18 protein-coding genes are annotated in these 17960 nt (G+C 75.4%); 8 read left to right on the top strand and 10 right to left on the bottom strand.

Annotated elements, in window-relative coordinates; translation table 11 throughout:
• The first annotated feature begins 99 nt into the window (after nt 1-99).
• Nucleotides 100-762, top strand: coding sequence for a TetR/AcrR family transcriptional regulator (locus ACZ402_RS16270; protein ID WP_375824082.1), 663 nt, complete (start codon nt 100-102; stop codon nt 760-762).
• A gap of 125 nt (nt 763-887) precedes the next feature.
• On the top strand, nt 888-1652 hold the full coding sequence (locus tag ACZ402_RS16265) for a glucose 1-dehydrogenase (protein WP_375824083.1): 765 nt from the start codon (nt 888-890) through the stop codon (nt 1650-1652).
• A gap of 99 nt (nt 1653-1751) precedes the next feature.
• Here the strand turns inward: ACZ402_RS16265 and ACZ402_RS16260 are convergent, their stop codons facing one another.
• On the bottom strand, nt 1752-2135 hold the full coding sequence (locus ACZ402_RS16260; protein WP_375824084.1) for a TraR/DksA family transcriptional regulator: 384 nt from the start codon (nt 2133-2135) through the stop codon (nt 1752-1754).
• Nucleotides 2136-2312: 177 nt separating this feature from the next.
• Between ACZ402_RS16260 and ACZ402_RS16255 the strand changes: the two genes are divergently transcribed.
• The 6 genes from ACZ402_RS16255 to ACZ402_RS16230 all read left to right on the top strand — a co-directional run bounded on the left by ACZ402_RS16255 (nt 2313) and on the right by ACZ402_RS16230 (nt 6940).
• A complete protein-coding gene (locus tag ACZ402_RS16255) occupies nt 2313-3242 on the top strand; it encodes a quinone oxidoreductase family protein (protein ID WP_375824085.1) in 930 nt (309 codons plus the stop codon).
• Nucleotides 3243-3369: 127 nt separating this feature from the next.
• Complete coding sequence (locus tag ACZ402_RS16250) at nt 3370-3834, top strand: hypothetical protein (RefSeq protein ID WP_076403943.1); 465 nt, start codon at nt 3370-3372, stop codon at nt 3832-3834.
• Nucleotides 3835-3988: 154 nt separating this feature from the next.
• The gene (locus tag ACZ402_RS16245) at nt 3989-4468 is read left to right on the top strand and encodes an SRPBCC family protein (RefSeq protein ID WP_076403944.1); all 480 of its coding nucleotides are present in this window, start codon (nt 3989-3991) and stop codon (nt 4466-4468) included.
• 123 nt (nt 4469-4591) lie between these two features.
• Nucleotides 4592-5836: a sensor histidine kinase gene (locus ACZ402_RS16240; RefSeq protein ID WP_375824086.1), complete on the top strand. Its 1245-nt coding sequence runs from the start codon at nt 4592-4594 to the stop codon at nt 5834-5836.
• Nucleotides 5833-6498: a response regulator gene (locus tag ACZ402_RS16235; protein ID WP_375824087.1), complete on the top strand. Its 666-nt coding sequence runs from the start codon at nt 5833-5835 to the stop codon at nt 6496-6498. Before ACZ402_RS16240 ends, ACZ402_RS16235 begins: the two co-directional genes overlap by 4 nt.
• A gap of 133 nt (nt 6499-6631) precedes the next feature.
• Nucleotides 6632-6940, top strand: coding sequence for an SHOCT domain-containing protein (locus ACZ402_RS16230; protein ID WP_375824088.1), 309 nt, complete (start codon nt 6632-6634; stop codon nt 6938-6940).
• An 83-nt stretch (nt 6941-7023) separates the two neighbouring features.
• Here the strand turns inward: ACZ402_RS16230 and ACZ402_RS16225 are convergent, their stop codons facing one another.
• The 9 genes from ACZ402_RS16225 to ACZ402_RS16185 all read right to left on the bottom strand — a co-directional run bounded on the left by ACZ402_RS16225 (nt 7024) and on the right by ACZ402_RS16185 (nt 17935).
• Complete coding sequence (locus tag ACZ402_RS16225; RefSeq protein WP_375824134.1) at nt 7024-8502, bottom strand: dicarboxylate/amino acid:cation symporter; 1479 nt, start codon at nt 8500-8502, stop codon at nt 7024-7026.
• Nucleotides 8503-8780: 278 nt separating this feature from the next.
• On the bottom strand, nt 8781-8933 hold the full coding sequence (locus tag ACZ402_RS16220; RefSeq protein ID WP_375824089.1) for a putative leader peptide: 153 nt from the start codon (nt 8931-8933) through the stop codon (nt 8781-8783).
• A gap of 133 nt (nt 8934-9066) precedes the next feature.
• A complete protein-coding gene (locus tag ACZ402_RS16215) occupies nt 9067-11058 on the bottom strand; it encodes a penicillin-binding transpeptidase domain-containing protein (protein WP_375824090.1) in 1992 nt (663 codons plus the stop codon).
• Between the two features lie 141 nt (nt 11059-11199).
• A complete protein-coding gene (locus tag ACZ402_RS16210) occupies nt 11200-11895 on the bottom strand; it encodes a hypothetical protein (RefSeq protein ID WP_375824091.1) in 696 nt (231 codons plus the stop codon).
• The gene (locus ACZ402_RS16205; RefSeq protein WP_375824092.1) at nt 11892-13391 is read right to left on the bottom strand and encodes a WXG100 family type VII secretion target; all 1500 of its coding nucleotides are present in this window, start codon (nt 13389-13391) and stop codon (nt 11892-11894) included. The genes ACZ402_RS16210 and ACZ402_RS16205 overlap by 4 nt, the downstream gene beginning before the upstream one ends.
• Nucleotides 13392-13567: 176 nt before the next feature.
• Nucleotides 13568-13858 carry a DUF1905 domain-containing protein gene (locus tag ACZ402_RS16200; protein WP_375824093.1) on the bottom strand — a complete coding sequence of 97 codons (291 nt, stop codon included), beginning with the start codon at nt 13856-13858 and terminating at the stop codon, nt 13568-13570.
• A gap of 83 nt (nt 13859-13941) precedes the next feature.
• Nucleotides 13942-15168, bottom strand: a complete 1227-nt coding sequence (locus ACZ402_RS16195; RefSeq protein WP_375824094.1) for a MalY/PatB family protein — start codon at nt 15166-15168, stop codon at nt 13942-13944.
• Between the two features lie 95 nt (nt 15169-15263).
• On the bottom strand, nt 15264-16097 hold the full coding sequence (locus ACZ402_RS16190; protein WP_375824095.1) for a hypothetical protein: 834 nt from the start codon (nt 16095-16097) through the stop codon (nt 15264-15266).
• Nucleotides 16094-17935 (bottom strand): bifunctional lysylphosphatidylglycerol flippase/synthetase MprF, encoded by a 1842-nt coding sequence (locus ACZ402_RS16185; RefSeq protein ID WP_375824096.1) that lies wholly within the window; start codon nt 17933-17935, stop codon nt 16094-16096. Before ACZ402_RS16185 ends, ACZ402_RS16190 begins: the two co-directional genes overlap by 4 nt.
• Nucleotides 17936-17960 lie beyond the last annotated feature (25 nt).

The raw sequence follows: 17960 nt of genomic DNA, 5'->3' as shown, positions 1-17960 counted from the left end.
TCTGGGCAGGTGAGATAGGCAACACCTGTTGCTTAAGTGATTGCCTCGGCGTAACGTCGAGGACGACGCAGCGCACGGCACGACGCGGAGGAGGTGGCCGTGGACAAGCGCACCGCCCGCACCGCCGCGGCCCTGCGGACCGCGATCCTCGCGCTCGCGGCGGAGCAGGACGTCACCCGGCTCACGGTGTCCGCCGTCGCGGCCCGGGCGGGGATCAACCGCGTGACGTTCTACGACCACGCGTCGAGCCCGTCCGAGCTCCTCGCGCGCGTGCTCGGCGCCGAGCTCGACGCGATCCGCGACCGGTTCTTCGCCGACGTCCGGGCCGCCGAGACGGCCGACGACGTCGCCGCCCGCTCCCGCGAGGTCGTCGACCACTGGAGCCGTGCGCTCGTCGTGCACGTCGAGGCCCACCTCCCCGTCTACGAGCGCGCGCTGGAGGGCGGCCTCAGCGCGCCGCTGTTCCGGCTGCTCGCGAGCCACGTCACCGGCACGCTCGTCGAGCACCTGCACGCCCACCCCGGCCTCCTGCCGTCGGCCCCGGCCGGCACCTCGGCGGGACTCCCGGCCGAGCCGTCGGCCGGAGCCACGACCACCGCGACGGCCGACGTCGCGGCGCGCGCGTTCGCGACGTACGTCGGCTTCGGCACGGTCGGCGCGCTCGAGGTGTGGCTCGCCGCGCCCCCTCCCCGTGACCCCGGGCTCTTCCCGCGGGTCGCCCGAGACGCCCTGCCCGCCTGGTGGACCACGCCGTCGCCCTGACGAGCCGTCCCCTCCGCCGGTCGACCGCGGTCCCCGGCGGGCAGGTGCGCACCACCCGCGCGACGACGCCCCCGCTCACGAGGCGGGCCGACGCCGCCGTGCCCGGCAAGGAAAGGAGCCCCACCATGGGCAGCACTCCCGGAAGCGTGCAGAACAAGGTCGCGATCGTCACCGGCGGCACCGGCGGCATGGGCGTCACGAACGCGCGTGCGCTCGTCGCCGAGGGCGCGAAGGTCGTGGTCGCGGACCTCGACGACGCGAAGGGCGAGGCGCTCGCGCGCGAGCTCGGCCCCGACGCCCGCTACGTGCACCTCGACGTGACGAGCGAGGACGAGTGGGCGGCCGCCGTCGCGGCCACGCTCGACGCGTTCGGGCGCGTCGACGTGCTCGTCAACAACGCGGGCATCGCCAACGGCGGTCCGATCACGGAGTTCGACGTCGCCGCGTGGCGCCGGATCATCGACATCAACCTCACCGGCACGTTCCTCGGGATCCGCGCGGTGTCGCCGATCATGGCGAAGGCCGGCGCGGGGTCGATCATCAACATCTCGTCGGTCGAGGGCATGCGCGGGAGCGCGGGCCTGCACGGCTACGTCGCGTCGAAGTTCGGCGTCCGCGGGCTGACGAAGTCCGTCGCGCTCGACCTCGGCCCGTACGGCGTGCGCGTCAACTCGGTGCACCCCGGGTTCATCTCGACGCCCATGACCGCGTCGCTCAACCCGGACGACCTCCTCATCCCGCTCGGCCGCCCCGCGGCGCCCGAGGAGGTCTCGCGCATGATCGTCTTCCTCGCGAGCGACGAGGCGTCGTACTCGACGGGCTCGGAGTTCGTCGTGGACGGCGGCCTCATCGCCGGCGTCCCGTCCAAGAAGGGCCACGGCCAGCTCTGACCCGGCCGCGATCGGCCCGGCCGCGGCAGGCCCGGTCGCGGCAGGCCCGGTCGCGGCAGGCCCGGTCGCGGCGGCCCCGGTCGCGGCGGGCCCGGTCGCTCAGCGCGCCGCGGCCGCGCACGCGACGCAGGTCCGCGCCGTCGGGCGCGCCTCCAGGCGCCCGGCGGCGATCTGCTGCCCGCACCCCGCGCAGACGCCGTAGGTCCCTGCGTCCAGGCGGGCGAGGGCGGCGTCGACCTCCTCGACCCGCGCGGCCGCGTCGCGCGCGAGCGCGTCCACCTGGGCGCGCTCGAACGCGATCGTCGCGCCGTCGGGGTCGTGCTCGTCGTCCGCGTTGGAGTCGCGCGACGCCTCGACGATGCCCGCGACGTCGGCGCGCAGCGCCCGCAGGCGCTCCGACGCCTCCGCGCGCACGGCGAGCAGCCGCTCGCGCGCGGGCCGGGGGTCGAGCGGGTGGTCGGAGCTCTCGAACGGTGTCGTCATCACCCTCCCCAACGCTCGGGACGGGGTGAAACCGTCCCGGACGGGTACTCCTGCCCACGTCCGCCGCATGACAGCGGCGGTCCGCGATGGAAGAGTGGAACCGCCCGGCCACCCCGGGGCCACCGCGCGGACTCGCCCTCGCGGTGGGCGACCGACGGCGAGACCACGGGGGTCGGCATGAGCACGGTCGTCGTCTTCGAGGAGTTCGGCGGGCCCGAGGGCCTGCGGGTCGACGACGAGGAGGTCGGCGCTCCCGGCCCCGGCCAGGTGCGCGTCACGAACCGCGTCGTCGGCGTCAACCCCGCGGACCTCAAGCGGCTCGCCGGCGCGTTCGGTGGCCGCGTCCCCGGCGTGCTGGGGTTCGAGGCGGCCGGGGTGGTCGACGCCGTCGGGCCCGACGTTCCGGACCTCGCCCCCGGCGACGAGGTCGTGTGGCACGGCACGGGGGCGCAGCGCGAGCTCTCGCTCGTCCGCGCCGACCACGTGCGGCGCAAGCCGTCGTCCGTCCCCTTCGACCAGGCCGCGGTCCTGCCCGTCGCGGCCGCGACCGCGTTCTCCGCGCTCGTGCAGGCCGACACGGGCGAGGGCGACGTCGTGCTCGTGCACGGCGCGAGCGGGGGCGTCGGGTCCGCGGCGGTGCAGATCGCGACCGCGCTCGGTGCCCGCGTCGTCGGGACGGCCTCGCCCGCGAACCACGACTACGTGCGCGACCTCGGTGCGACGCCCGTCGCGTACGGCCCGGGGCTCGTCGACGCGGTCCGCGCGCTGCCCGACGGGCTCGACGAGGTGAGCGTCATCGTCGACCTCGTCGGCACGGAGGAGACCGTGGCCGCGACCGTCGCGCTGCTGGGCGAGCACCTCTCCCCCGCCGACGCCGACGACCCGCCGAGCGCCGTGACCGTCGTCGGGACGGACACCTCGCGCGCCGCCGGGATCGCCGACAAGGTCGACGCGAAGGGCGCCCTCGACGAGGTGCTCGCGCTCGCCGAGGACGGACGGCTCCGGGCGGAGATCTCGGCCCGGTTCCCGCTCGCCGAGGCCGCGGAGGCGCTGCGCCTCGTCGCCGAGGGGCACGTGCGCGGGAAGGTCGTCCTCGACGTCGTATGACGCGACGCGCTCCTTTGTGACGCTGAGCACAAGCTCGCCGCACGAGCCGCGAGATTCCGCGGCTCCCGCCCCGGCGCCCGCTCAATCTTCTTGCGCCCCGCGTGCGCCAGAGTGTGGAATCGTTAGCATGCGTAAGCTTCTTGCCGCCACCGCGGCGCTCTCCTGTGCCCTCCTGCTGGCGTCCTGCGCCTCGCCGACCGACCCGGCGAGCGACGACGCGGCGACCACCCCCGCGACCGAGACCACGACCGAGGCGGCCCCCGAGGTCACGCCGACCGTCGTCGCCGTCACCACGACGTGCAGCACCTTCTACGGCGGCGAGTACTCCGCCGAGCGCCTCGTCACCGAGACGACGCCGCTGCTCGCCACGCCGGACGACGAGGACGCCGCCGCCGCGATCTACACGACGCGCGAGCGCATCGCCGCGGTGCAGAACTTCGCCGACCCGGAGCTCCAGGAGAACCTCAACGGGATCAAGGCACCCTTCGAGGCCGCCGTCCAGGGCGAGACCATCAGCACGTCGAATCTCCAGGCATCGCTCGACGCGTTCCGCGCCCAGTGCGTCGAGGCCGGGTACGCGTTCGCGTCCTGACGCCACGCGCCGCGGTCCGGACGGCCCGTCCCTCGTCGAGGGGCGGGCCGTCCTCGCGTCCGGGGCCTGCTCGCGCCTGGGGGCACGCCGGTGCCGGGCTCGTCGCGACCTGAGGCGGGCGGCGAAGCGCCGCCCGGCGTGGGAGCATCCGACCATGCCCGTCGTCGAGTCCTCGCTCGTGGTCCCCGTCGACCCCGCGACGGCGTTCGCCGTCTCGCAGACGACGGGCGCCGTCCGCCTGCGCTGGGACCCCTTCATCCGCCACCAGCACTTCCTCGACGGCGCGACCGCGCCCGCGAAGGGCGTGCAGACCTTCACCCGGCACCGCAGCGGGCTGTCCATGGTGAGCGAGTACGTCTCGTACAACCCGCCGACCAACGTCGGCATGCGCATGGTCCGCGGGTCGTGGTTCTTCGAGAACCTCGCGGGCGGCTGGCGCTTCGCGCCCGACCCGGGCGGCGGCACGCGCGCGACGTGGCGGTACAGCTTCCGGTGCCGACCGCGCTGGCTCGCCCCGGTCGCCGAGCGCGTCGGGTCGTGGGTGCTCCAGCGCGACGTCGACCGGCGCATCGCCGGCTTCGCGCGGGGGTGCGCCGACCCGGTCGTGCTCGACGCGGTGCACGACGGCGCCTGACGCCCGCGCCTCCGTCCGCCGCCGCGCGGCACCCCGGGGCCACGCGGCCCGGCACCCCGGGACGACGTCGCCCGGTACCCCGGTCGGACGCGGCCCGGCCGCGCGCGGCGTAGCGTGCGACGCATGGGCCCGCTCGACCGCCGCCGCCCCCGGGCGTTCCTCGCCGTGGTGCTCGCGGTGGTCACGGTCGCCGGTTCGGTGGGCGCGACGCACGGCCAGCCCGGTGCCCGGCCGCTCGACGCCGCGGCGCTCGCGCTCCTCCTCGTGCCCCCGCTCGCCCTCGTGCTCCTCGTGCGGTGGCCGGTCGTCGCCGTCGTCGTGTCCGTGGGTGCCGCGGGCACGTTCCTCGTCGCCGGGTACGCGTGGGGCCCGGTGCTCGCCGGTCCCGTGGGCGTGCTCGTGGGGGTGCTGCTCAGCGGACCCGCGGTGCGCGCGCGCCGGGTCGCGTGGGGCGGGGCGGTGCTCCTGGCGGGCGCGGTCGTCACGGCGGCGGCGCTCCGCCCGGACGCGCCGCCCCCGGCGACGCTGCTCGGTGGGACCGCGTGGACCGTCGTCGTGCTGCTCGTCGCCGGGACGGTCCGCGACCGGTCCGCGCGGCTCGCCGCGGCTCGCGAGACCGAGCGCCTGGCGCGCGCCGAGCGGGAGCGGACCGCCGTCGCCGACGAGCGCCTGCGGATCGCGCGCGAGGTCCACGACGTGCTCGCGCACTCGCTGTCCGCCATCACCGTCCAGGCGGGCGTCGGCCTGCACCTGCTCGACCGCGACCCCGAGCAGGCCCGCGGTGCGCTGACCGCGATCCGCGCCGCGAGCACCGAGGCGCTCGACGAGGTGCGCGCGGTGCTGGGCATCGTGCGCGGCGACGCGCACGACGACGTCGCGCCCCTCGCCCCGACGTGGGACCTCGCGGCGCTCCCCCGGCTCGTGCGGCAGGCGGAGGGAGGCGGCCTCGCGTTCGCGCTCGACGTCGACCCGGCCGCGGCGGGACTGCCCGACCGGCTCGCGGGCGTCGTCTACCGCGTCGTGCAGGAGTCGCTGACCAACGTGCGGCGGCACGCGCACGGCGCCACGCGGGCGGACGTGCAGGTCGCGGTGCGTCCCGCACCGCACGGCGCGGTGACCGTGACCGTGACCGACGACGGCGCGGCCCCAGGCGCGGAGCCGGAGCCGGGCTACGGCCTGCGGGGCATGCGCGAGCGCGTCGAGAGCGTCGGCGGCTCGCTCGCCGCCGGCGCCGCGCCGTCCTCCTCTGGACGTGGCTTCCGGGTGCGGGCAGTCTTTCCCTGGCCGGGCTCCCCGCCCGGGCCGGGCGCCGCCGGACGGTCCGACGCGGCCGACGACGCACCGCCGCAGCGCGAGGAGGCACCGTGATCGACGTCGTGCTGGCCGACGACCAGGCTCTCGTGCGTGGCGGCTTCCGCGCGCTCATCGACTCCGAGGACGACATGCGCGTCGTCGCGGAGGCCGCGACCGGCGACGACGCCGTCCGCCTCGCGCTCGAGCACCTGCCCGACGTCGTGCTCATGGACATCCGGATGCCCGGTCTGGACGGCCTCGAGGCGACCCGGCGGATCGTCGCCGACCGCGCCGCGTCGCACGTGCACGTCGTGGTGGTCACCACGTTCGAGCTCGACGAGTACGTGACGGACGCGATCCGCGGCGGCGCGAGCGGCTTCCTCGTCAAGGACACCGAGCCCGTCGACCTCGTCCGGGCGGTGCGGGTCGCGGCGCGCGGCGACGCCCTGCTCTCGCCCACGGTGACCCGGCGCCTGCTGTCCCGGGTCGCGGACGCGACGCGCGCCGTCGGGCCGGTCCCCGGTCTCACGGAGCTCACGCCGCGTGAGCGCGAGGTGCTCGTCGAGGTCGCGGGCGGGCTCTCGAACGACGAGATCGCGGGCACGCTCTACCTGTCGGAGTCGACGGTGAAGACGCACGTGTCGCGCGTCATGGCCAAGGTGGGCGCGCGCGACCGCGCGCAGCTCGTCGTCGCGGCCTACGAGTCCGGGCTCGTGCGCCCGGGCTGGGCGGGCTGACCGGCACCACGGGACGAGCGAGGTCGGCACGCACGGGTGACGACGCGCCGTCGGGCACCCGGAAGCCTGGACGTGCGGCCGGATCGCGGCCGCACCCGCCGCCCGGCGGGGCGCACCGACACCGGAGGTCGTCATGCTCACCGCACTCACCGGGGCCGTGGTCCCCACGCAGGCCGTCGCGTCCGTGACGCACGCCGGCTGGGGACCCGGACCGTGGTGGTTCGTCTTCCCCCTGCTGTGGTTCCTGCTGTTCGCGTCCGTGATCTTCCTCGTCGCGCGCCGTGCACGCCGCGGCTGGGCCCCGGGCGGCCCGAACGGCTGGCGCACGGCTGGCCCGGACCCCGTCGCGATCCTCGGCGAGCGGTACGCGCGCGGCGAGATCGACGAGCAGGAGTACCGCTCGCGCCTCGCGGTCCTGCGCGAGGGTCGCCCCCAGCCCTGACGCCGAAAACGACGTTGCTGCCGTTATCCCGCGGATAACGGCAGCAACGTCGTGCTCGACGGCGAGGAATCGCCTGGTCGGCGTCAGGCGGAGGCGCCCACGGGCTCCTTCTCGCCCGACGGCGTTGCCTCCGCGGTCTCGGACGTCGCCGAGGTCGCGGTGGTGGTCGGCTCGGACGACGCGTCGTCGTCCTCGTCCACGAAGAGGTCCTCCGCGCTGGCGGACTCGTACTGCTCGAGGTCGAGGATGCCCTCGCGCTTGGCGACGATCGTCGGGACGAGCGCCTGGCCCGCGACGTTCACCGCGGTGCGGCCCATGTCGAGGATCGGGTCGATCGCCAGCAGCAGGCCGACGCCCGCGAGCGGCAGACCCACGGTCGAGAGCGTGAGCGTCAGCATGACGATCGCGCCGGTGAGGCCCGCGGTGGCGGCGGAACCGACGACGGACACGAACGCGATGAGCAGGTAGTCGGTGATCGACAGGTCGATGCCGAAGATCTGCGCGACGAAGATCGCCGAGATGGCCGGGTAGATCGAGGCGCAACCGTCCATCTTGGTCGTCGCGGCCAGCGGCACGGCGAACGACGCGTACTCGCTCGGGACGCCGAGGTTGCGCTCGGTGACGCGCTGCGTCACGGGCAGCGTGCCGATCGAGGAGCGCGAGACGAACGCGAGCTGGATCGCGGGCCACGCGCCCTTGAAGTAGCTCGAGATCTTCAGGCCGTTGGTGCGCAGGAGGATCGGGTAGACGACGAACAGCACGACCGCGAGGCCGACGTAGATCGCGACGGCGAACCACGCGAGCGAGGCGAGCGACGACCACCCGTAGGCGGCGATCGCGTAGCCGATGAGGCCGGCGGTGCCGATCGGCGCGAGGCGGATGATCCACCACAGCACCTTCTGCACGATCGCGAGCGCGGAGCGGTTGAACGCGAGGAACGGGTCCGCCTTCTTGCCCGACTTGAGCGCCGCGATGCCGATGACCAGCGCGACGACGAGGATCTGCAGGACGTTGAAGCTCACCGACGTCTCGGCGGCACCCGTGAGCGCGCCGTCGTCGCCCGTCGACAGGCGGGTCGACGCCCCGAGGCCCAGGACGTTGCCCGGGATGAGGCCGGTGAGGAAGTCGAGCCACGTGCCGGTGCGCCCGGCCTCGTAGGCGTCGTCGACGGACACCGAGGCGTTCTGGCCCGGGTTGAACAGCAGGCCCAGGCCGATGCCGACGGCCACGGAGATCGCCGCGGTGATGGCGAACCACAGGAGCGTCTGGCCGGCGAGGCGCGCGGCGTTGGTGACGGTGCGCAGGTTCGCGATCGACGCGACGATCGCGGTGAAGATGAGCGGCGGCACGACGGCCTTGAGCAGCGTGACGAACGACGAGCCGACGGTGTCGAGCGTCGTGGTCAGGCCGTTGGGGACCTCGCCGGCCGCGTCCTGCGGGCCCATGGCGAGGGCGAGGGCACCGAGGCCGACGCCGACCGCGAGGCCCAGCAGGATCTGGACGCTGAACGAGGGGAACCGGCGCTTCTTCGTCGCGGGTGCGGCGGCCGGGGCCTGGCTCACCTGCTGCGAGCCGGCCTTCGAGGAGGCCGGTGAGGGGGTCGAGGACACGGGGGACCTTTCGGGTGTCGCGAGCGCACGAGCGCCCGCTCTCGGGAGAGGGGCTCGGGACGTCGTCGCGGGGCGCCGGCAGCAGCGCGGCCCGGGCAGGGCGTCACGCCGGACGGCGTGAGGTCCTGACGTCGCGGGGCGCGCCACGCACGTCAGCGGCTCGGGTCGCGAGGCGACCCGGGGTCCTGACGGGTGTGCGGAGGCGGAGAGGCGTCAGCGGCGACGGGGGGTCAGCGACACAGCGCGCTGGCGACTCGACGGAGGTCGACGTCGCGGCGCTGGGTGAGCTGCCAGGCAGGCACGCTGACGAACACGAAGGTTCTCCCGGAACGGTGGGTTCTCGCTGGAAAGCGGGCAGTCGGACGCCCGCGGCAACCGATCATACCCGCTGGTGCACAACGACCCGACCGGGGGCGCTATTCCCCGCCCCCCGCGAGATAGCGATCCCCCGCCGAGATAGCGACGCTCGGCACCGTTTTTCCAGGGTTCGGGGCCGGGCGTCGCTATCTCGCGAGGTCAGGCGTTGGGGGCGTCGAGGAAGGCGTGCAGGAGCGGGCCCGCGGTGACGGCGCCGCCGTCGCCGGTCTCGACGAACACGGCGACCGCGAGGTCGCCCTGGGTGGCGATCATCCAGGCGTGGGACTGGCTGCCGTCGCCGTACTGGGCGGTGCCCGTCTTGGCGCCGGGCTCCCCCGGGAGGTCCTGGAGGATCGACGCCGACCCCTCGGTGACGACGGCGCGCATGAGGTCGCGCAGCGTCGCCGCCTCCTCCTCGGTGAGGGTGCTCGCGGGCTGCTCGTCGGCGACGGTCTGCACGTCCGGGTGGACCAGGACGGGCGACACCGTGTGCCCGGCGGCGACGCTCGCCGCGACGGTCGCCATCGCCAGCGGCGAGGCCTGGACCTTGCCCTGCCCGATCATCGACGCGGCGTGCTCGGTGCCCTGCGAGTCGGTCGGGACGTCACCGAAGAACGCGGGCGCGCCCAGCTCAGACTCGACGCCCAGCCCGAGCGACGCGGCGGCGTCGTGCAGCGCCTGCTGCGTCACCGTGTCCCGCTGCCCGATCATCGCCGTGTTGCACGAGTTGGCGAACGCGGTGCGCAGCGGCACGTCGCCGAGGGCCGCCGTCGGGTAGCCCGGGACGTTCTGGAACTCGCGGCCGTCCACGGAGATCGTGGGCGGGCACGCGACGGTCGTGTCGGGCGTGAGCCCCGCGCGCAGCATCGCGAGCGTCGTCGCGACCTTGAAGGTCGAGCCCGGCGCGTACTGGCCGGTGGTCGCGGTCGAGAGCCCCTCGCCCGCCGTCGAGCTCGCCGCGGCCAGCACCGCCCCCGTCGAGGGCTGGATCGCGACGATCGCGCTCGGCCCCTGCCCCGCCAGCACCGCCTCGGCGGCGACCTGCATGTCCGGCCGGATGGTCGTGCTGAGGGGGACGCCGTCCACCGGGTCCACCGAGAAGACCTCGGTCACCTCGCCGTCGGCGTCGCCCTCGCCCGGCACGACCTCGATCGACAGGCCCGGGACACCCCGGAGCTGCTCGTCGTACTGACGCTGGAGGCCGGAGAGCCCGACCTGGTCACCGGCGGCGATCGCGCCCTCGGACTCCTCGACGATCTCCGCCGTCGCGTCCCCCACGCGCCCGAGGATGGGGCGCGCGAACTCGCGCGTCGGCGCGAGCGGGAGCTCGTCGTCGAGCACGCGGACGCCGTCGACCCCGCGCGCGGCGTCGACGTCCACGCCCGCGGTGTCCTCGGTGCGGACGGTGATCGCCTCGACGAACGCCTTCTCCCCCGCGCCCGCGACGCGCTGCGCGTACTCCTCCGGGTCGAGCCCGACGACCGCGGCGAGCTCGCGCGCGGCGCGGTCCCAGGCGCCCGAGGCGACGAGGGTCTTGTCGACGCCGATCCGGTAGACCGGCCGGTCCTGGACGATCGGGACGTCGTCCGCGCCGAGGATGCCTGCACGCACGGCGGGCACGCGGTTCACCGCGAGCCGGTCCCCCTGGCCGAGCTCGGGGACGAGCACGTCCGGCTCCCACACGACGTCCCAGGCCCCGGGCCCGTCCTCGCCGTCGGCCGCCTCCGCGAACGACAGCTCCGCCGTCGTCGTGTACTCCCAGGCCTGCTCCCCGGCGACCTCCCAGCGGTAGGCAAGCGTCGCCGTCGCGCGGTCGCCCGCGTCGTCGCCCTCCTCCACGACGTCCACCGTGGAGACCTCGACCGTGCGCTCGTACGGCGCGAGCGGCTCGAGCACGGCCTCGAGGTGGGCCTGGACGTCCTTCGCGGCGCCGTTGCGGAACTCCAGGGCGCTGACGTCGCCCGCCTCGATCGCCTGCGCGAGCGCGTCCGCCGCGTCCTGCGCCTCCGGCCGGTCGGGCGTGCACGCGGCGAGCGGCAGGGCCAGGACGGGCGCGAGCGCCGCGGCGCTCGCCCAGCGCACGGCCCGGTGCCGGAGGCGCGGACGGACCTGCGTGGTCGTCCGGCCGTGGTCGTGCGCGACGCTGCTCACTCGCTGCTCCCCTGCTCCGTGCCGTTCGGGACGGGAGGGACGCTACCTCACCCCCCGGACGTCCCGGACCTCCGGGGCGAACCGGCCCGGTTCGTCCCCGGCTTCTTCACGCCGGGCGCGCGGGCGAGGCCGGCCGAGCCGTCAGTCGGGCGTGACCGGGCTGATCGCGTACCAGAGGCGGATGCTCTCGTCCCCGCCCGGCCCGGGCTCGTGGCTGATCTGCACGGACGTGACGACGTCGCCGTTGGACCCGTTGATGCCGGTGCGCTCGCGCGTCCCGCCCGCGCGCGACGCGTCGAGCGACGCGGGCAGCTCCTCGAGCCAGCGGTCCACCTGCGACCGGGGGAGGCCGAGCACCTCGGCGTCGGCGACGAGCTGGTCGTGGACCGCCTGGCCGCCGGACAGGGTGCGGAACACGTTGATCGTGCTCACGTACCCGCGCCGCGGCTGGATCGTCAGCTCCTCGGCCGTCGTGGACCACGTGCCGTCGGCGAGGGTCAGCTCGACCTGTGCCGCGCCGTCGGGCACCCGCACGACGGCCTGCGACTCGCCCAGCCCCACGGACTCCGCGGTGATCGGCCTGCTCACGTCCCAGCGCATGGGCTCGCCCCTCTCGATGTCCTCGATCGTCGCCGTCCCGGCCTCGCCGCCCGACGCCGTCCTACCGGTCGCCGTGCTCGTCCCGCCCGGGCTCGTGGTCGCGTCGTCCGGGCCGTCGAACGTCACGGTGCATCCCGTCACGACGAGCGATCCGGCGAGCGACCCGGTGAGCAGGACCGGGAGGACCGCGGCCCGCGCCGCCGCCCCTCGCCGCCCGCCTGCGTCGCTCCGGCTCACTGGTCCACGTCCACGTCCCACTCGGTCAGTCTGTCAAGGATGCGGCCGATGCGTGCGGGGTTCGTGAGCCGGTAGTCGTCGATCCGGTCGGACACGTCCGTGCCGATGATCTGCGCGGCCTGGTCCGGGTGCTGGGTGACGAGCTGCTGGTACGCGGGCAGCGTGTCGTTCGAGATGTACTCCCAGCGGGTCGCCTGGTCGGCGATGTTGCCGCCCGGGAGCGGGGTCTCGACCGTCACGGTCCCCTGCACGGGGTTGTCGAAGGAGATGCCCGTGAACGGGATGCCGATGTTCTCGGGGCCGGGCGTCTCGACGCTCACCGTGAACGGGTCGTACTGCGCGTACGTGCCCGCGCCGGGGATCGACGGCTCGCCGACGAGCGTCATGAGGTACGTGAACGCCTCGCCCGTGACGGGGTGGCCGCGCATGGTCTGCCAGTCGTCGGCGATGATCTGGTTCTGCTCGCGCCACAGCAGCGCGGTGTTGCCGTCCGCGAGCGCCTGCGCGTCGCCCGCGCGCCCGGCCTCGATGTCCGACCACGCCTGGTACGCGGCGTCGTCGATGACGCCGGCCTCGAGCAGCCGCTCCATCTCCTCCATGCCGCCGTTCAGGTACGCCTCGTGCATGACGGCCTGGTCGACGAAGATCTCGCGCTGCATCGACAGGAACTGGTTCTCGTAGAACCCGAGCTCGGCGTCGGTCATGGTCGCGATCGCCTCGAGCGCCGCGCGGTCGACGCCGGGCGGGAGGGCCCGCGCACCGGTCGCGACGTCCTGCGCGAGCTGCCGCATCATGTCGAGGTCGAAGAACCCGGCGGCGAAGGACGGCCCGATCATCGCGGCCATGCCGGCCCACTGCATCCACGGGTGGTCGAGGTAGAGCTCGCCGTAGTACGTGTAGACGCCCTCGATGATCTCGCGGTTGGCCGACGCCCCGGCGGACGGGTCCCAGTCGGCGAAGTCGAAGCCCGCCTCGCCGGCGGCGACGCGCGTCCAGTGCGCGACGGCGAGGTCGGAGAACCCTGGGGAGTCGGGGTCGACGCCGAGCCGCACCATCTGGGCGTAGAGCGCGGCGACCTGGGCGTCCGTCGCGTTCGCGAGCCAGTCCGCGCGCTCGCTCGCGTCCATCGCGGCGTACTCGGCGGGGGTGGGCGTGGGGACGCTCTGCCGGGGGCCGCCGGGTCCCGACGGCGGACCGCCACCCGGGCCGCCGAGGGTGCCACCACCGTCGCTGCTGGCGGACTCCTGCTGGTCGGCGTCGGCGGCGAGCTGGTCGGCCGCGGCGTCGAGGAGGGTCGCGGTCGTGGCGAGCGAGGGGCCGAGGCTCGACGCCCAGTCGTCGCGGAACTCCGCGGCGTCGGGGCCCTCCCACCGGGTCGCGGCGTCGACGACGGACGTCACCTGCGCCCGGTGGGTCCGCAGCGCGTCCGCGCCCCCGCGCAGGGTCGACGCGAGCGCGCGCAGCGCCCGGACGTCCGCGCCCCACATGCCGCTCATGCCGTCCCCTCCCCGCACCTGCGCGTGTCCCCTCACGCGCACGTGTCGACAGCCTCGTCTCGACGGTCGCACGCCGACGGTACGCGGCGCGGGCGTCCGTCGCGATGGGGAGTGCTGCCCATCCCGCACGACGCGACGGGCGTCGTCGCGCGGGACGGGCCGCAAGACCCGCGGCCTCAGCTCAGGCGGCGTTCGAGGCGCACGGTCACGGTGTCGCCCACGTCCTTGCCGAGGCGCTTGCGCACGGCGGCGTTGAGCGACAGCATCAGCCCGCCGGCGCCGGTCGGCATCAGCCCGACGTTCCGCAGCGGCACGTCGTCGACGGTCGCGTCGACGCGCACCGACCGCAGGGAACCGAAGAGCTCGCGCGCCTCCGGCACCTCGACGCAGGGCCAGGTGTCGCCCTTGACGTCGACGCCGACGGGTGCGGTGAACGTGCGGTCGAGGGGGACGGGGTCGAACGGCACGGGTGCCTCCAGGTGGGTCGGGGTGCTGGTCGAGGTGCTGACCGGGCGCGACGCGCGAAGTCGTCGGTCGCGGCGTCGGCCGCTCAGCGCCGCCCGAGGGAGGCGCCCATGCGCTCCACGGCCTCGGAGAGCACGTCGACGCCCGTCGCGAGGTTGAGGCGCACGTGGCCCTCGCCGCCGGGGCCGAACCGGCGGCCGTCCTCCAGCGCGACGCGCGCCTGGTCGAGGAACCAACCGCGCGGGTCCTGTGCGGGCGCCAGGACGCCGTCGGGAGAGGGAACGCCGTCGATCCCTCGACAGTCGAGCCACGCGAGGTAGGTCGCCTCGCCGGGGCGGTAGCCGACGTCCGGCAGGTGCTCCGCGAGGAGGTCGGCGAGGAGCCACGCGTTGCGCTCGACGCCCGCGAGGACCGCGTCGAGCCACGCTTCCCCGTGGTCGAGCGCGGCGACGTGCGCGAGCACCGACACGTGCTGCACGCCGTGGCTCGCCTCCTCGGGGATCCTGCGCAGGTCGGCGGCGGCGTCGGCCCCGGCGACGGCCGCCGCGGCCTTGATACCCGGCAGGTTCCAGGCCTTGGACGCGGAGACGATCGCGACGGCCCGCTCGGAGCCCGGGACGGCGAGGAGCGGGGTGTGGGTCGTCGCCGGGCGGCCGTCGAGGCCCGGGCGCGTGAGCGGCGCGTGGATCTCGTCCGCGACGACGCGCACCCCGTACCGGGCGGCGAGCGCGAGCCCCGCCTCCAGCTCCGCGGGGGTGTGGGTCGTCCCGGTGGGGTTCTGCGGGTTGCACACGAGCCAGACGGCGCGGCGCCCGCTCCCGGGGCCGCTCCCGTTCGCGGCGGCGCCCGTCGCGTCGGCGAACGCGCGCTCGAGCGCGCCGAGGTCGAGCCGCCCGTCGGTGCCGAGCGGGGCGTCGACGACCCGCCGTCCCTCGTTCGCGGTGAACCCGTAGAACGGCGGGTAGACGGGCGGGTTCACGACGACCGCGTCGCCCGGAGCCGTGAGCACGCGCAGCACCTCGACGATCGCGAGCATGACGTCGGGCAGCGTGCGCGACGTCGACGCGTCGAACGACCAGCCCCACCGGCGCGCGGCGAACCGCGCGTACGCCTCGCCGTAGGCGGTGCCGACGTCGTACCCGGTGTCGCCCGCGCGCAGGGCCGCGGTGACGGCGTCGACCACGGCCTCGCACGGCGCGACGTCCATCTCCGCGACGAACAGCGGCAGCACGTCGGGGTCGAACGCGCGCCACTTCACCGACGTCCGACGGCGCAGCTCGTCGAGCGTGAGGACGTCCAGGGGTGTGCGCATCGTTCTCCTCCCTCGGTGCCGAACCCGGGACATCTCCTCAGGAAGCCGTGCGCGTGGGGAGCGACCCCGGGTTCGACGGGTCGATCCGGCCCACCCTAGGTCGTGTCCGGGGCCGCGGGGGTGGGGGCCGACTCCTCTGCGGCGGCGTTCGCCGGGCTCGTCGCGAGGACGACGCAGCCGCCCACCGCGGCGAGCGTCGCGACCACCGTGGGCACGGCCCAGCCCGACCGCACGACGTCGCCCAGCACCGCGAGCCCGACGATCCCGGGCACGAGCACCTCGAGGACGGACACGGTCGCGGCGACCGTGCCCACCGCGCCGCGCTCGAGCGCGCGCAGGTACGCGAGCGCGCCCGCGACGCCGCCCAGCACGATCGCGACGGCGAGCGGCTGGAAGACGGTGTCGAGCAGGTCGCCGGACGCGTGCGCGCCGCGCGCGGCGACCGCCGCCACCGAGTACCCGAGGCCGCCGAGCACGGCGAGGAGCACGGGGTGCCCGCGCCGGTACGCCGCGGCCGTGCCCACCGCGACGGCGGCCCCGGCGACGTTCACCCACGTCGCGAAGCCCGCCGGCGGGTGCGTCGCGGGCTGCTCCCCCGCGGCGAGCGCCAGCACGACGAGACCCAGGACGACGACGCCCATCGCCACGAGGTCCGTGCGGCGCAGCGTCGCGCCGAGCACGAGCCGCGCGAGCAGCACGACGACGACGAGCGACGCCGCGACGACGGCCTGCACGACGAACAGCGGCAGGTGGTCGAGGGCGAGCAGCGAGAGGAGCCACGCGACGCCGTCGATCACCAGCCCGCCGATGACGAGCGGCTGCGCGACGGCCGCGAGGCCGTGGGCGCGCCGCGTCGCGACGGCCTGCATGATCGTGCTCACCGCGTACAGGACGCTGGCGGCGACGGCGGCGAGGAGCGACAGGATCACGAGGTCTCGTCCCCCGCCGCGGCGGCGGGTCGGGACGGCGCGACGCCCGGAGCGGGCTCCGTCGGCGCGGTGCCCACCCCGCGCAGGAACCGGCCGATCACGGGGATCTCCGTGACCCCCTCCGCGCCGGCCATGACGAGCGCCTGCGCGGCGGCCTGCTCCGCCGAGTCGAGGACGACGTAGCGGCGGGTCCAGCCGGGGTCGAACTTGTCGTTGAACGTCGCGAGCGTCTCCACCTGCGTGCCCTCGGAGAACTTCTTGACGACGGGCCGCACGAGCTGGTCGAGCCGCGAGTCGCGCTCGCCCTCCATGAGCTCGCGCAGGACGGCGAAGTTGAGGCCCAGCCCGCGCTGGCCGCGCGCGACGAGCTCCGCGACCGTCGCGACGATCGTCGCGTCGACGAGACCGTTCGGCAGGTCGGGGACGTCGAGGCGGCGGCGCATGACGTCGAGCGACCAGCCGTCGATGTCGCTCGCGGGCACCCACTGGCAGAACGCGTCCACGCGCCCCTCGGCGGACCGGGTGACGGACAGCATGAGGCCGGTGTCGTGCGGGTCGAACAGGCGCGAGAGCGTCATGGAGAACCCCCGCTCGTCCTCGCCGCGCCGGGACTCGTCGCTCATCGCGACGACCTGGTCGCGCAGCGCGGGGTCGAGGGTCGTGGGGTCGTGGAACGTCGTCGTGTACCCGGCGCGCGCGACGCGGTTCACGGCCTGGCGCAGCGACTTGTGGGCCTTGCCCTCGAGCGTGAACGACGGGCAGTCGACGGTGGCCTCGTCGCCGAGGTAGGCCGGGAGCAGGCCCGACGCCTCGTAGACGGGCAGCCACGGCTCGCCCGCCGCCACGACCGCGACCTTCCAGCCGTTGCGCGCGACGTGGTCGAGGAACTCGGCCCAGACGAGCTCGCGCTCGGCGGACGGGCAGACCGGGTCGGGAGAGACGAGGCAGACGCCGTTGCGGACCGAGTGGGCGACGACGCCGTGGCCGACGAAGAACCAGTCCTTGTCGTCGCGCAGGGCGAAGTAGTCGAGCGTGCCGCCCCCGTGCGCGGCCACGACGGCGCGCGCCTTCTCCCGCTCGGCGAGGTGCTCCGCGGGCGTCGCAGGCCTGGGCGACCGCGGGGAGAGCAGCCACCAGAGCACGAGCACCACGAGCACGAGGTTCAGCACCGTCGCGACGACGGCGATCCCGCGGGCCGCGCTCTCGAGCTCGGCGTCGCCCGCGTCGCGCGCCGCGAGCACCACGGCGACCGCGACCACGACGAGGACGAGCGCGACCCCGATCGCGACGAGGAGCAGCACGGCCCGGCGCACCGCGCGCTGCGTGGGCAGGACGGGGAACGCGCGCCACTGCGTGAGGAGCCACCCGACCGCGAGCAGCACGACGGCCGCGGGCAGCGCGTGCCGGTGGTGCACCAGGTGCGCGACCGCCGTCAGGCCCAGGACCGCGCACGTGACGACCCACGAGAGGCGGTGGCCGTTGCGCAGCCCGCGCGCCGTGAGGAGCAGCACGAGTGCGGCGAGCAGGATGCTCGACGCACGGCTGCTCGCCTCGACGCCCGGCAGGAAGTCCTGGAAGACGGTCAGCCGCTCCCAGAGCCGCCGCGCGACGAGGCCCGCGAGCGAGAGCACCGCCAGGACCACGACGACGGTCGCGGCGACCCGGCGCACGCGGACGCGGTGCCGCTGGGCCGCGAGCGGGGAGTGCCGCCCCGTCGCGACGAGCGCCCCGTCGGCCCCGGCGGCGGGCGCGGCTCGCGACGCGCCGGACGACGCGCTCGGTGACGGGCTCGGTGACGGGCTCGGCGACGCGCTCGGTCGGGGGGTCTCGTCGGGCACGCTCCGATCATCCGCCAGGCCCGTC

The sequence above is a fragment of the Cellulosimicrobium sp. NPDC030954 genome (genome assembly GCF_055571305.1).
Note: the sequence above shows the minus strand (reverse complement) of the source record. Positions and strands in the feature narration are given on the sequence as shown.

Excerpts from the sequence above, each read along its gene's own strand:
- ACZ402_RS16230 (WP_375824088.1), top strand. The coding sequence starts at position 6,632 with ATGCTCACCGCACTCACCGGGGCCGTGGTCCCCACGCAGGCCGTCGCG.
- ACZ402_RS16240 (WP_375824086.1), top strand. The coding sequence starts at position 4,592 with ATGGGCCCGCTCGACCGCCGCCGCCCCCGGGCGTTCCTCGCCGTGGTG.
- ACZ402_RS16220 (WP_375824089.1), bottom strand. The coding sequence starts at position 8,933 with ATGATCGGTTGCCGCGGGCGTCCGACTGCCCGCTTTCCAGCGAGAACC.
- ACZ402_RS16265 (WP_375824083.1), top strand. The coding sequence starts at position 888 with ATGGGCAGCACTCCCGGAAGCGTGCAGAACAAGGTCGCGATCGTCACC.
- ACZ402_RS16195 (WP_375824094.1), bottom strand. The coding sequence starts at position 15,168 with ATGCGCACACCCCTGGACGTCCTCACGCTCGACGAGCTGCGCCGTCGG.
- ACZ402_RS16255 (WP_375824085.1), top strand. The coding sequence starts at position 2,313 with ATGAGCACGGTCGTCGTCTTCGAGGAGTTCGGCGGGCCCGAGGGCCTG.
- ACZ402_RS16250 (WP_076403943.1), top strand. The coding sequence starts at position 3,370 with ATGCGTAAGCTTCTTGCCGCCACCGCGGCGCTCTCCTGTGCCCTCCTG.
- ACZ402_RS16260 (WP_375824084.1), bottom strand. The coding sequence starts at position 2,135 with ATGACGACACCGTTCGAGAGCTCCGACCACCCGCTCGACCCCCGGCCC.
- ACZ402_RS16245 (WP_076403944.1), top strand. The coding sequence starts at position 3,989 with ATGCCCGTCGTCGAGTCCTCGCTCGTGGTCCCCGTCGACCCCGCGACG.
- ACZ402_RS16205 (WP_375824092.1), bottom strand. The coding sequence starts at position 13,391 with ATGAGCGGCATGTGGGGCGCGGACGTCCGGGCGCTGCGCGCGCTCGCG.